Annotated in this window: 8 protein-coding genes; 5 read left to right on the forward strand and 3 right to left on the reverse strand. The window is 37.2% G+C overall.

Going from position 1 to position 14158, the window contains the following annotated elements; genetic code table 11:
• The first annotated feature begins 183 nt into the window (after nucleotides 1–183).
• The 5 genes from ACFIL7_RS09645 (at nucleotide 184) to ACFIL7_RS09665 (ending at nucleotide 8495) form a co-directional block, all read left to right on the forward strand.
• On the forward strand, nucleotides 184–1215 hold the full coding sequence (locus tag ACFIL7_RS09645; protein WP_375634232.1) for an AAA family ATPase: 1032 nt from the start codon (nucleotides 184–186) through the stop codon (nucleotides 1213–1215).
• On the forward strand, nucleotides 1216–2127 hold the full coding sequence (locus ACFIL7_RS09650; RefSeq protein WP_375617591.1) for a DUF58 domain-containing protein: 912 nt from the start codon (nucleotides 1216–1218) through the stop codon (nucleotides 2125–2127).
• On the forward strand, nucleotides 2124–4922 hold the full coding sequence (locus tag ACFIL7_RS09655) for a DUF4159 domain-containing protein (RefSeq protein WP_375634234.1): 2799 nt from the start codon (nucleotides 2124–2126) through the stop codon (nucleotides 4920–4922). The genes ACFIL7_RS09650 and ACFIL7_RS09655 overlap by 4 nt, the downstream gene beginning before the upstream one ends.
• On the forward strand, nucleotides 4919–7015 hold the full coding sequence (locus ACFIL7_RS09660) for a glutamine amidotransferase (protein ID WP_375634236.1): 2097 nt from the start codon (nucleotides 4919–4921) through the stop codon (nucleotides 7013–7015). Before ACFIL7_RS09655 ends, ACFIL7_RS09660 begins: the two co-directional genes overlap by 4 nt.
• Nucleotides 7016–7610: 595 nt before the next feature.
• On the forward strand, nucleotides 7611–8495 hold the full coding sequence (locus ACFIL7_RS09665; protein WP_375634238.1) for a metallophosphoesterase family protein: 885 nt from the start codon (nucleotides 7611–7613) through the stop codon (nucleotides 8493–8495).
• 905 nt (nucleotides 8496–9400) lie between these two features.
• Here the strand turns inward: ACFIL7_RS09665 and ACFIL7_RS09670 are convergent.
• The 3 genes from ACFIL7_RS09670 to ACFIL7_RS09680 form a co-directional block, all read right to left on the reverse strand.
• Nucleotides 9401–9526: a hypothetical protein gene (locus tag ACFIL7_RS09670; protein WP_375617587.1), complete on the reverse strand. Its 126-nt coding sequence runs from the start codon at nucleotides 9524–9526 to the stop codon at nucleotides 9401–9403.
• 347 nt (nucleotides 9527–9873) lie between these two features.
• A complete protein-coding gene (locus tag ACFIL7_RS09675) occupies nucleotides 9874–10698 on the reverse strand; it encodes an outer membrane protein (RefSeq protein WP_375634241.1) in 825 nt (274 codons plus the stop codon).
• A 452-nt stretch (nucleotides 10699–11150) separates the two neighbouring features.
• Nucleotides 11151–14096 carry a bifunctional [glutamine synthetase] adenylyltransferase/[glutamine synthetase]-adenylyl-L-tyrosine phosphorylase gene (locus ACFIL7_RS09680; protein WP_375634243.1) on the reverse strand — a complete coding sequence of 982 codons (2946 nt, stop codon included), beginning with the start codon at nucleotides 14094–14096 and terminating at the stop codon, nucleotides 11151–11153.
• Nucleotides 14097–14158 lie beyond the last annotated feature (62 nt).

Here is a 14158-nt window from a genome sequence, read left to right on the forward strand (position 1 = left end):
TTAAGACATCCCTTATAAAGCACGTCTATTTCTTCCAAAGAAACTTTTCTCTTCTTATATACGAATATAAAAAAACGGCATATGATACTTCATTTCTTCTCATTTTCTGTTACAAACAATAAGATATCCATTATCATGCAGAGAAAATTACCATTTTTGCGACAAACGCCTTAAGGAAGAAATATGAGTCAACATGATCCATCATCCAATTCTATAAAAAAGGTCAATATCAATCATGAAGCTCAAGTCATTATTGATGATATTGATACGGCACACAAAGAATTGGATATTTTACAAAAAGAAATTGACAAAGTTATTTTTGGGCAAAATCAGGTAATCGAATATGCTTTAATCGCTATTTTCGCTGGTGGTCACGCCCTTCTTGTCGGTGCTCCAGGACTTGCAAAAACACGTCTTGTTGAAACATTGGGAACAGTCTTAGGGCTTGATGAAAAACGCATCCAATTCACTCCTGACTTAATGCCATCGGATATTATTGGTTCTGAAATTATGGATTCCGATAAAGACGGTAAACGTTCTTTTCGATACATTCAAGGTCCTATTTTCACGCAACTTCTCATGGCCGATGAAATCAATCGTGCTTCCCCACGGACACAGTCAGCCCTTTTACAAGCTATGCAAGAATATCATGTTACTGTTGCAGGTAACCGTTATGATTTGCCACAACCTTTTCATGTTCTTGCAACGCAAAATCCTCTCGAACAAGAAGGGACATATCCACTTCCTGAAGCACAACTGGATCGCTTTTTGATGCAAATCGATATTGACTATCCTGACCTTACAACAGAACGACGGATTATTTTAGAAACAACAAAAGAAAAAAAATCAAATGCAAAACCAATTTTATCCGGCAAAAAATTGCAAAAAATTCAAAATATCGTTCGCAAAATGCCTCTTTCAGAAAATGTGATTGAAGCTATTTTAAAAATTGTCCGCTCATCTCGCCCTCATAAAGACAATAGCCTTGCTAATACTTATGTTTCTTGGGGACCTGGTCCACGGGCATCACAAGCCCTTTCACTTTGTGTTCGCGCTCGTGCTCTTTATTATGGACGCTTAGCTCCTTCACTTGATGATGTTGAAGCATTGGCCTATCCCGTATTACAACACCGCATGGCTCTTAATTTTTCTGCCCGTGCTGAAGATATAACCGTAAAAGATATTATCAATAACCTTGTGAAAGATGCTCTTTGAATGGCTCTTGGCAAAAAAGTTTTACAAAAGCCTCCATTGTCGCTGGCAAATGAACTGCATAAGGATACTGGCAAAATGCCATATTTCCTTTTACAAGCGCGTCATATCGCTAATACATTGATCACCGGGTGGCATAGACAACGTAAAAGCGGTAATGGGGAAAACTTTTGGCAATTTCGTCCCTATATGGAAGGAGAATCCATTACCCGCATTGATTGGCGTCGCTCAGCGCGTGATGAAAATACGTATCTCCGTGAACACGAATGGCAAACGACACAAACCGTTTGGCTTTGTCCTGATCAGAGCGCATCAATGCATTACTGTTCGCGCTTTTCTAAAATCTCTAAAGGTAATCATGCCACTATTCTTACCCTTACCTTGGCATCCCTTCTTGCACGCAGTGGCGAACATATTGCTATTCCCAACTTAATGTCCCCCACAATGACATCCAATGTCGTAGAACGAATAGCCTTTGCTTTAGAAAATCATTCAGATGAAAATTTATTTCCGGATTTTTCAACGATTACACGCTTTTCACATGTCATTATAATGAGTGATTTTCTCGACTATCCTGAAAAAATCATCCAACATTTAACCGTTTTAACTACAAAACAGGTGACAGCTCATTTAATTGAAATTTCTGATCCCGCAGAAGAAAGCTTTCCCTACACAGGTCACACAGAATTTTTGGATCCTGAAACGAAAGAGAAACATGTTTCCACTAAAGCAGAAGATCTTCGTAAGAACTATTGTAAACTATATCACGCAAGGCGACAAGAATTGGTAAATTTTTGCGCACGCCAAGGATGGTCTTATCACGTTAGTACAACAGATCAACCTTTAACAGAGACCATTTTTCATCTTGCAAATACAATGAGCGACTCTCCATTGCAAAAAAGGAGGGCACTTTGAGTTTTGCTGCTCCCTTTCTGTTACTAGGGCTTTTGTTCCTACCGGTCATTTGGTGGCTGTTGCGGATAACTCCTCCATCTCCGCGTAAAGAGCTTTTTCCTCCTTTTCGCTTCTTACCCAAACCAACTCATCAACAAGAAACAGCAAAACATACACCTTGGTGGTTGCTCTTGTTGCGTTTAACCATAGCGGCACTTGTTATCATAGCTCTAGCACGCCCCACTTGGAATCAAAAACCAATAAGCTTTTCCGGGTCTCAACCCCTTGCACTCATTATTGATAATGGTTGGGTTTCTGTAAAAGAATGGAAACAGCGCATCTCTATCGCTGAAATGCTCCTTGCACAGGCAGAAAAACAGCAAAAAAATATTTATCTTGTTGCAACGGCTGAAAATAATATCTCCAATATAGAGCCCCAACCAGCCAAGATTATAAAACAGCATTTAATGCATTTGCAACCGCGTCCTTGGCCTGTCAACCGCGTGCATGCCTTCAAAAAACTCAGCAAAATAACCAAAGGAAAACCTCTTGATATTGCTTATTTAAGTGATGGATTACAAACAAATGAAGATGAGCAAGCTTTTGCTCTTCTTGAAGAATTAAAACCTAGAAACTTCTTGTGGTATTTGACTGATATTTCCGATTTAACCGGCATAACATCCATAGAAAATAACAATGGAAACATGGGCGCGCGTATTATCCGCTCAACAACACACAGTAACACTCCCGCTATACTCAGCCTCTACGATTCAAATAATCAACTTCTCGGACAATTTACGAACAATTTCTCTGAAGGAGAAACAACAGCACTTGTTCCTTTTAATGTACCACTTGAACTACGCAATGATATCGCTTGGATAAAAATAAACAATCAAAACCATGCTGCTGCAACCTTCTTGGTAGACAGCCATAACAGGATAAGCCGTGTTGCTCTTCTCTCACCCGATACCAATGAAATGGCACAGCCTTTACTTGCTCCATTTTATTACATTATCAAAGCCTTACAAGGTCATACACAGCTTATAACAGCCGGTGGAAGAGAACTTTCAACGGATATTGATCATTTGCTTAAACAAAATCCATCTGTTTTGATTATGGGTGACATTGTTAACATACCCCCAAAAGCAGAAAAAAAACTTTCTGATTTTGTGAATAAAGGGGGAACACTCATCCGCTTTGCAGGAGAAAAACTCAGTAGCGCAGAACATTACGATAACCTTCTTCCGATACCACTACGCCCAGGTCAACGTTCCCTTGGAAGTATTATGTCTTGGACAAAACCACAAAAGCTTGCCCCTTTTGCAAAAAATAGCTTTTTCTTTGGTCTTCCCTTTCCAGGAGATGTTACTGTCTCGCGCCAAATCCTCGCAGAACCAACCCCAGATCTTTTTGAAAAAACGTGGCTTAGCCTTTCGGATGGAACTCCTCTTATTACCGCAGCAAAACGTGGTAAAGGAACCCTCATTCTCATTCATGTTGCTCCTGACCCAACATGGTCTAACCTTCCTCTTTCTGGCTTTTTTGCACAAATGCTGCAAAAATTAATCACATTAGGTTCTAACGAAAACACAAACCTAACACACAGAGAAAAAAGAACAGTGGTACAAAACCCTTGGCGAACTATAGCCGTTGACGGACAATTACAAGTACCACCCTCTGATGTTGTTCCTTTGATCTTTGACTCTCAAAATCCACCCCATCCTTCCTACCATACTCCCCCAGGACTTTATGGTGTCAAAAACGATTTTTATGCACTCAATCTCTTAACTCATTCGTCGCACTTGATGAAACAATCATCATTGCCAACTTCTCTTAATAAAAAACCTTTATCTTACGATACAAAAGAAAAAAATCTTATCGGCCCACTTTTAGGATTAGCCATCTTATTATTCGCCTTTGACAATTTTCTCATTTTATGGATAGGAGATATTTTTTCTTTCATGAAACGGCGTAATATGTTTCTCCTCCCCTTTATAAGTCTTATTGCCTTGTTTTCATATGATCCAACTCTTCATGCACAAACGAAAGAAAATCAATATGATAGTGTACAAGCTGCTGGTGCAACACATCTTGCCTATGTTATAACCAATAATCATGAAATTGATACAACGAGTAAAAGTGGTCTAGAAGCATTAAGTCAATTTATCGCAGAGCGCACAATGCTTACCCTCGGCTCTGTTACAGCACTTGATCTCGATAAAGATGAACTCTCTTTTTATCCTCTTATTTACTGGCCAATTGATGTTAAGAGTCCTATACCAACCCCCAAAAGCCTTGAAAAAATAAATAACTTTATGAAACATGGGGGAACAATTTTATTTGACACGCGCGATCAGATAAAGAGCAATCTTAATCTTGAAGGAGATGCTACTCCAGAAACGCAAAGATTACGAGATATCTTAAAAGAGTTAAATATTCCATCCATTGAGCCAGCATCAACGGATCATGTTGTTGCACGTTCTTTTTATATTATGCCAGATTTTCCTGGTCTCTACCGTGGTTCACCTTTATGGATTGAATCCTCATCAACAAACAAAAAAAATAAAAATTCCCTTGCCAGCGGCGATAATGTAAGTTCTCTTCTCATTACTGCCAATAACTTTGCTGGTGCTTGGGCACTCGATAAAAAAGGGTCATGGAAATATCCCCTTGTTCCCAATGATCCAATGCAACGTCTATGGGCATTTCGTGCAGGTTTAAATATTGTCCTTTATGTTCTTACAGGAAACTATAAAGCGGATCAAGTTCATGTTCCAGCACTCTTGGAACGCTTTAAAAGAGAAAGAAGGCAATGATATCATTTTTCACTTTTCAGCCTTTTTTACCACTCATTTGGATTCTGTTCTTAAGTGGAATATCGATTCTTTTTGTCGTTGTTGGTCTTGTTACGCAACGGCAAGGTTCTTTATTTCGTCTGATGGCATTAAGCGCCCTCATCCTTGCTTTGCTCAATCCAATGATCATAAAAGAACAGCGTGAACCACTGAAAAGCACAGTAGGAATTGTTATTGACCGCAGCAAAAGCCAAACATTTGGAACACGTACAAACGACAGTGATGAAGCGCGCGCGCAATTAACTCAAGCATTGGCGCATTATCCACAATTTGAACCACGCTTTATTGAAGCTGGAAAACTTGCTGATAATCAGTATGCGCCCTCAACGAATTTGTTTGAGGCTTTAACACAAGCAGTATCTGATGTACCGCTCTCTCGTTATGCAGGAACCATTTTTATCACCGATGGACAAGTGCATGACATTCCTGACCTATCAGACCTTCATCATGAAGCACCTCTCAATGCCCTGATTACAGGGCACTCAGATGAATTTGATCGCCAAATCAAGTTTATTTCTCCTCCACGCTTTGCCCTTGTCAACAAACCACAAACGCTCTCCATTTTGGTAGAAGATAAAGGCCCCGCCAAAAAAACAATACCACAGAAAGCAAATATTACACTAAGCGTCAATGGACAAGACATTGGCCATTATTCTGTGACTCCTGGCGTGATTTTTCAAACTGAAATTAGCCTTCCTCATGCTGAAAAAAATATTATCCAAGTTATAACTGATCCACACAAAGGTGAACTAAGCTTTAAAAACAACCGCGCCATAACAATTATTGAAGGAATCAGAGAAAATTTACGCGTTCTTCTTATTTCAGGTGCTCCTTATAATGGAGAACGGACATGGCGAGACCTTTTGAAAGGTGACTCTAATATTGATCTTGTTCACTTTACTATTTTGCGTCCCCCCACCAAAGCAGATAATACGCCCTCAAGCCAATTATCCTTAGTGGTCTTTCCCACAAGAAAACTCTTTGTTGAAGAAATTAATAACTTTGATCTCATCATCCTTGATGGCTACCAGCACTCTACTGTTCTCCCCTTAATCTACTATGATTATATCGCCCAATATGTACAAAAGGGTGGTGCATTGCTGATGGTAACAGGACCTGAATTTACCCAAAAAAACTCACTTGCGAAAACACCTTTAATAAGCATTTTACCGGCATTGCCCAATGGAACTATTATTGAAAAACCTTTTCGCCCCACATTAACCAAAGAAGGTGAGCGCCATCCTGTCACAAGGGGTCTTGCAACACTTAACCTTCCCGCTTCTCAATGGGGGCAGTGGTTGCGACAAATTGCTATTCAAAACATAAATAACGGAATCGCCCTCATGAAAGGAGCCGATGAACAACCACTTTTACTTCTCTCGCATGTTGATAAAGGACGTGTAGGCATGTTGCTCTCTGATGAAAGTTGGCTTTGGGCACGAGGTTTCGAAGGCGGTGGTCCTTATGCTGCTCTTTATCGTCGTATTGCCCATTGGCTCATGAAAGAACCAGAACTTGAGGAAGAAAAATTAAGTGCGACCAGCAGCCATCATCATTTAACAATTCGCCGCCAAACTCTAAAAGACCATCCAGAACCCGCTGAAATAATCTTTCCCTCTGGAAAAAAAGAAAATATTACTCTGACCAAAGAGCAAGAAGGCCTTTTTACTGCAACTGTGACCACTGATGAGACAGGAATTTTTACCATTAAAAATGGCGGTTTAACAATACTTTCTTCTGTAGGGATGCTCGATAATCTTGAGTTGTTTGACTTGATTTCAACACAAGAAAAACTAGCCCCCATTATTAAGCACACTGGTGGCTACATCGGACGTTTACACCCTGAAGGAAAAGAAAACATTCATCTTCCTCCATTTAAGCTGATTCAATCAAAAACAAGTCCGTCCTCTTCCCCAGCACATTCAATTGTTCTGAAAGAAGCAACAGAAACCCGTTTAATCAATACCTTTTATTTTTCGATATTTTCTGGTTTTTTTGCACTGCTTGCTTACCTTTTACTGTTGAGCAGCATGTGGTATTATGAAGGCCGTTAAAAAGTCTGAGATTTCGTATAATAGTTTTAAAATTCAGCTTATCTTTTTACGTATCTACTTGTCTTTTGTAATTAGATAACGTATTGATTTATAACTCAAAATACAGTGGAATTCTCCTTATTTCTAATATCCTCATATTAAAACAATAAAAAACATTCTCTTGCGTATTATTAGAAGAGATGCTGTATGGATAGAAACCATTGAAGAAAAGAGTGAAATACCTCTTATGAATCCTCTTAAAGCAAAGCAAGGATTTTCATAAAATTGGGGGAAAATAGTATGATGTTTTTTATTTGCACCTTGTATAAGTGTAGAGATGGTAGTGTACAGTAAGCCCTATATAGTTCACAGAAGCTTTCCATTATAATATCGAGTACCGTCGTGAAGTTAGCTCAAACGCATTGAGAAATGTTTTTTTACAAATATGTGAATCTACAACACAATGATATTTTATTAGGGATATTCTATTTGGAACATTCCGCTTGAGACGTTCTTTTTTGCAAGCTAATTTTCATTTTACAATCTTTCTTGCCTTTAAGCACTAACTTATCTTATGTTTATTCTTTAAATCGTTTTTAATCCTCTACGAGCTTTTATGTTTTATCTTGCCCATATATCGGATGTACATCTTTCCCCTCTCCCGCAACCTTCCCTTTTTGAACTTTCTGGGAAGCGTCTTACCGGTTATCTGAACTGGCAAAAAAAACGTAAGAGTCAGATGGCAACAGATGTCCTAGAAACTGTAATAGATGCCTTGAACAAAAAAAAACCTGATCACCTTGTGATCTCTGGTGATCTTGTAAATCTTGCTCTCGATAAAGAATTTGTACAAGCTCATCGTTGGCTACTTAACCTAGGAAAACCTCAAGATATTTCTTTAACATTTGGAAATCACGATGCCTATGTCCGCGGCGCTTTACAAAAAGCATGCACTCTTTTTAAACCTTGGATTACAGGTGACATCCCTCAAAAAAGCGTCTTTCCTTATATGCGCATTCGCAAAGATGTTGCCATCATAGCAGCTTCTTCAGCCATTGCGACATTGCCTTTTCAAGCTTCTGGCTATTTTGGTAAAATGCAAGCGCAAACTTTACCGCTCTTTTTAAAGGAAGCAGCACAGCGCAACCTTTTTCGTGTCGTCATGATTCACCACCCCCCCTTTCCAAAGGCAACGTCTTGGCATAAAAAACTACGGGATATAAAACGTTTTCTAGACGTTATCAAATATCACGGTTGTGAGCTTATTCTTCACGGACATACTCATTTACCCACATTGAATTACATTGAAGGACCAATTAAAAAAATTCCTATTGTTGGTGTTCCTTCCGCATCACAAGCTTTTGGTGATAAAAAACCACCCGCAGGCTTTAATTTATTTTCCATTGAACGCTTACAAAATCAATGGCATTGCCAATTACAACGTTATAGCATTATCAATCTTCAAAACGAGATTGCATGTACTGAAACAATTAATCTTTAAACACCTTCATAGTTGCCAAAACAACAAAAAACGAAAATATTTTTATTTCATATTCCTTTGAAAATCATAATTCTTATTTCCCTTTTTCTCCTTAAAAGACAAAGTTTCACCTTCTCTGTCAATAGATCAATTTTTCTCAGACAGTTCCATCTGCTGCCCCACTTATGTGACTAGCTTTTTACAAACTTATCGGTTTTCTTCCTTCCCGCCCTAAAGAACGAAAATTCTACCACATCTGATTTATAAATAATCCGGATTCTTGTCTCACGGGTTCCAGCTGCTAATTGCGCATGTGATTTACTTCACAAAGCTCTACACATAAACCCTGCTTTGAATTTCATCATACACTCCTCCAAAAGCATCTAATGCGTAAAATCCTTATATTATTACAATGATGATATTTTATAGAATAATAGAGAAGCTCATTCAGCGTCTATATCTGAAAATCAATGCCTAAAAAAGCCAAATAATAACTAAAGTATATAATTTCAATAACCCAACCTACTTGTGATTCATAAACAAATGATGTTGATTGATTTATCGTAAATAGATTTGAAATGATCCATTACTATTTCACTCGACATTTATTATCGTACATTAAAAAAGTTATAAAAAATAGTAGATTATATTTCGATAACAGACATAGGTAATAATGTTTTTTATGTCTCAATAAATTCCTAATTTTCTCTCTATTTTTTCCTATAAATCACTTTATAATACTCTTTATAATTATTTTATTATTGAGTTACATTGCGGATGTAATTTTACGTGCTTTAGAATTTTTTTGCGATCTTTTTGTTATTAAATAAAATATTTTACGATACCGCAAAACAGAAAAGTTGATTGTATGAGAGATCTTTCAAATAAAATAAAATGCCATTAGCTTGCCAATTCACATGTTGGTTTTAAAAAGCATCTTTTAAAGCACCAAAACCCATTTCCCGACGGCACCTATGAATGATGTAATGATAAGTCCATTTAGCAACACCATCTTCACGTTTATGGAAAAGCAAGCTAGTATCAAATCTCATACTTTGCCACCCCCTAATGTAGCAACAGCCTTTAGCACTTAAGATAGTTCATAAGAAGCATTTTTATTCTTTCTTTAATGTTTTTTATCTCACGACTCCCCCTCTTTTTGACGTGCAAAAGACATGGTTTTGATTGGTTCAATATAGTATAGGTTTAAAATGAGAAAATCTTATGACACTCGGGTCTCTCACTCAACATGACAAAAAGTAATTTATATTTATAAATCAAAGTATTGTTCGAATAAAATAGTAGCCCTTTTGAGTAAAGGATATTTACTAGAACATACCTGAAAAATAAAAGCCTCATTCGAAAATGAGACTTTTGAAGTGTTTTATTCTGCAAAAAATTAAAATTTATAAGCTACACCCACGCGGAAATCATTTGTTTTGTAGCCCATTTCAAATTTATCCTGTATGAACTTCTTTTTGCCAAAATCTGAATAACGATATTCTGCACGCACAATGACATTATCAGTCATTGCAAAATCAATACCACCTCCAAGGGTATAACCAATCATGGTCTTTTTTTCATCATGCAACCAATCAGAAAAATCAACTTCTCCATTTTTGCTATCAGCTACTGCCGCAAAAATATTCTGAAGCTGCGTATAAGCAATCCCTCCGGAAATATAAGGCATCATACGCTCAATCGCAAAACCAACTCTCACCCGTGTAGCACCAGCCCATTTTTGTTTTAAAGTATGACGTACAGCTTTAATACGCCTTGTTGAATCATTCTCCTGCAAATCTCTTGTTAGACTTGTTTCTTCTATAGGTTTTGGTGTTTCTTCAGTTGGACTTTTTTTCGGTAGATTGACATCTTTAGAATCCTTTTTACCAGACCACATAATATCTGTATCAACACCTATAATAAAACTATTATCGATATCAATATTGGAACCCGCATAAACTCCCCCGATAAAACCAGAAAGTTTAGGTAAATTCTCCTTTCCAATTGGATTCCATATCCCTGTCTCATGTTTTAAATAACTTGCAGTTGTTTTACCTGAAAAGTTACCAATCTGTCCTCCAAGATAAAATCCTGTCCAAGACAAAGCAGGCGCTGGAATAACAGGAACAGGTTGTTCAGGAATAACGATATCCGACGCCTGTACTACAGAAATTGAAATTAAAGAAAATAGAGATGTTGAGGCTAAATACTTTGTAATCATAATTGCTCCCCTAAAAGCTAATGTGATACATAAATAATGGTAAATCGTTTCACAATTTTTTGAAAAAATCTATAGCAAAAATGACACAGTTAAAAAATTAAAATTAGTTTTAAATAAAGCTTAAATATTATTTATAATTTCCAGAAACTATTAATCTATAGCAGCTTTTATAGCTTCATATTGATCATCATTATATTCAATAATATAAATAATTATAATGTCAATTTTTTGAAAAAATGAGATAACGCTCATAAAAAATATGATTCACTAAATTAATCACTCATCGTTTTTTGTATAAAGAATGATACCTAGAATGGAGAATTTTTTCATCACACTTGAAAAACCAGTAGAGAACTTCACTCTAACCATCTCAAGCGTCTATGAAATGAAAGACAAAAAATTAATATATAAAAATGGAATTAATAATTTTTATTTATTCTTATAGAATTATTTTAATGTTTCATGATTTTTGAAAAAACTGAACAGACCAATTGCCCAGTTTCTGCAATTAATTTTTCAACACGAAGCAAATCAGGTTCCCCAACACTATTCAACAAAAGGTCACTTAATCCAGGTGGCATATCATTGGGATCAAGAGAATCATTTAAGCAAAGCCGTATAATTTGACTCAAATTTGTATAAAGACGATAGGCATAATGTAAATCAGCAATACATGACTGATTAAGAAAACTGTTTGGTAAGTGATCTAAAATATCCGCTGTCGTCGCTCCAATTTGAAACTCAATGACATGCGTAATAAGAGAAAATTGAGCAATAAACTCCAAATCCATAATGCCACCAGACATCGTTTTTAAATCCCATTGATTTTTTGGCGGCTTTTCTTTTGCAATCAAGGCACGCATTTCACATACTTCTTTTGCAACTTCCTTCTTATCACGAGAAATAGCAATAATTGCACACACTTCATTTTCTAGCTTTTGTAAAAAATCAGGGTCTCCTGCAATGCCTCGAGCCCTTGTTAAAGCAAGATATTCCCATATCCATGCTTCTTGGCGATAATACTTTTTAAAAAATGGAAAAGAAACAGCAATAGGTCCTTTATTGCCTAATGGCCGTAACCTTAAATCAACGACATAAAGAATACCTTGGCTTGTAAGAGTGGATAAAGCAGAAACGAGGCGCTGTGCTAAACGCGTATAATATTGAGAGATATAAAGAGGCTTTTCTCCATCAGATATTTCTGCATCATTATCGTGTTCATAAAGCAAAACAAGGTCAACATCGGAATCTGCTGTTAATTCGCGACTTCCAAGCTTCCCCATACCCAATATGCCAACACGCCCCCCTTTAATACGACCATGAAGACGAGAAAATTCCTCTTGAACGGTAGCAAATGTTTTTGTAATCATAAGATCAGCAAGCGCAGTAAAAGCAAAACCCGCTCTTTCTCCTGTAATTGTACCGTTTAAAATTCGAATACCAATCAAAAAACGTTGTTCATCTGCAAAAATCCTTAAATGGTCAAGAATTTTCTCATAAGAAAGAACATTTTCAAGAAAATATTCAAGCCGTTTTTCTAAGTACGTTTTGGTCGGTAATTCTGAAAGAATATTCGGATCTAACATTCCATCAAAAACATGGGACCTGCGTGCAATAATTTCTGCAAGACGTGGAGCAGCCCCCATAATAAGGACAAGCATATCCAAAAGAGAAGGATTAGACTGCAAAAGACTAAAAAGCTGAATTCCTGAAGGTAAGCCCTGTAAAAAACCATCAAAACGCAACATCGCCTCATCAGCTCGTTTTGTCCCACCAAAAGCTTTCAAAAGAGCTGGTGTTAATTCCGTTAATCTCTCGCGTGCTTCGGCTGATTGCGTTGCTTTATAACGACCAAAATGGAGCGTGCGCATAATACGACAAATATCACTTGCTCTTTCGAAACCTAAACGGCTTAACGTTATTAATGTCTCTGGATCATCTTCTTCACCTGTAAAAACTAAATTACCAATTTCTAAACCAAGTTCTTGCTCATTCTCAAAAAGTGCAGCATAATGTTTTTCAACAACCTGAAGTGTTTTTAATAAATCACGGATAAAACTGTTACTGTCTTGATAACCCATTAAATAGGCAACACTCGTGAATTGAGCAGTATCATTTGGAAGAAGATGTGTTTGTTCATCGAAAAGCATTTGAATACGATGTTCTACATTTCGAAGAATAGCATAACTTTTTATAAGGCTATTTCTCGTTTTCTCACTGATCCAACCAAGCGTGTGAAGTTCTGCTAACATTGCAACTGTCTGACGTCCACGTAATTGAGGAAAACGTCCACCAGCAATGAGCTGCTGTGTCTGAACAAAAAACTCAATCTCACGAATACCACCACGACCTAACTTTATATTATGCCCATAAGCTGCAATTTGACCATAATTTTTATGCGCATGAATTTGACGTTTGATCGAATGAATATCAGCAATAGCAGCGTAATCTAAATATTTCCGCCACACATAGGGAAAAAGCTCTTTGAGAAAGTTAAAACCTGCCCTCTTATCACCAGCAACTGGACGTGCTTTAATCATGGCTGCTCGTTCCCAATTTTGCCCACGCCCTTCGTAATAACGCAATGCAGTCCTTACTGGTAAGGCCAAAGGGGTTGATCCTGGATCTGGACGAAGACGAAAATCAAGACGAAAAACATATCCTTCCGCAGTGCGTTCTTGAATGATACGGATTAATCGGCGTACCATTTTAGAAAATATGTCAACACTTTCAGAAAGATTACCAATATGAGGTGATGTTTCATCAATGAAAACAATAAGATCAATATCAGAAGAATAATTAAGTTCCCCTGCTCCTAACTTTCCCATCCCTAAAATAATTAAACCACAGTCTTTTTCTGGATTCTCACGGCTTAATAAATTGATCTTACCATGATCATGCGCTTCTCTTAATAGAAAACGTAGTGCTACACTTAATGCTGCTTCACCCAAACGTGTCAACCAAGCACATGAAACTTCGTAAGTAAAAACACCACCCAAATCAGCTAAAGCAATAAGAACATGCGCTTCTCGTTTTTTGCGCCTTAAAGCAGCCATCAATGAAGTTTCATTTATAGCTTCATCCTTATCAATAGCTGTAATATCATCTATAATTTCGCTCAGCCTTGTTTCTATATCAACATTTAATAAAGCACTAAGATATGATGGGTTGGCAATTAAAACCTCACGCAAAAAAGGAGATAAGGTCATAACCGAACTGATAAAATCAATCTGCGTTCCACTCTCTGAAATGATGGAAACAAGCGATTCTAAACCTTCTTTCCTTGCTTGTTCTTCCATGTCTTTTAACCATTGGGAACCACTTTTATCGAGAGGACATAAAGGGAGAAGCTGTGTTTTAAAAAAAGCTTGTTTCGTCTGCGCTCCCTTGAAAAGCATTTTTCTTTCCTTTCTATTGCTTTATACTTTTAAAATAGTTGTTACGTATGAAAAGAGAAAAG

Source organism: Bartonella sp. AP3QHHD, assembly GCF_042195765.1.
Lineage (GTDB): Bacteria > Pseudomonadota > Alphaproteobacteria > Rhizobiales > Rhizobiaceae > Bartonella.

Bases quoted from the DNA above. Each gene is read 5' to 3' on its own strand.
- ACFIL7_RS09645 (WP_375634232.1), top strand. From the start codon at position 184: ATGAGTCAACATGATCCATCATCCAATTCTATAAAAAAGGTCAATATC.
- ACFIL7_RS09650 (WP_375617591.1), top strand. From the start codon at position 1,216: ATGGCTCTTGGCAAAAAAGTTTTACAAAAGCCTCCATTGTCGCTGGCA.
- ACFIL7_RS09660 (WP_375634236.1), top strand. From the start codon at position 4,919: ATGATATCATTTTTCACTTTTCAGCCTTTTTTACCACTCATTTGGATT.
- ACFIL7_RS09665 (WP_375634238.1), top strand. From the start codon at position 7,611: ATGTTTTATCTTGCCCATATATCGGATGTACATCTTTCCCCTCTCCCG.
- ACFIL7_RS09670 (WP_375617587.1), bottom strand. From the start codon at position 9,526: ATGAGATTTGATACTAGCTTGCTTTTCCATAAACGTGAAGATGGTGTT.
- ACFIL7_RS09675 (WP_375634241.1), bottom strand. From the start codon at position 10,698: ATGATTACAAAGTATTTAGCCTCAACATCTCTATTTTCTTTAATTTCA.
- ACFIL7_RS09680 (WP_375634243.1), bottom strand. From the start codon at position 14,096: ATGCTTTTCAAGGGAGCGCAGACGAAACAAGCTTTTTTTAAAACACAG.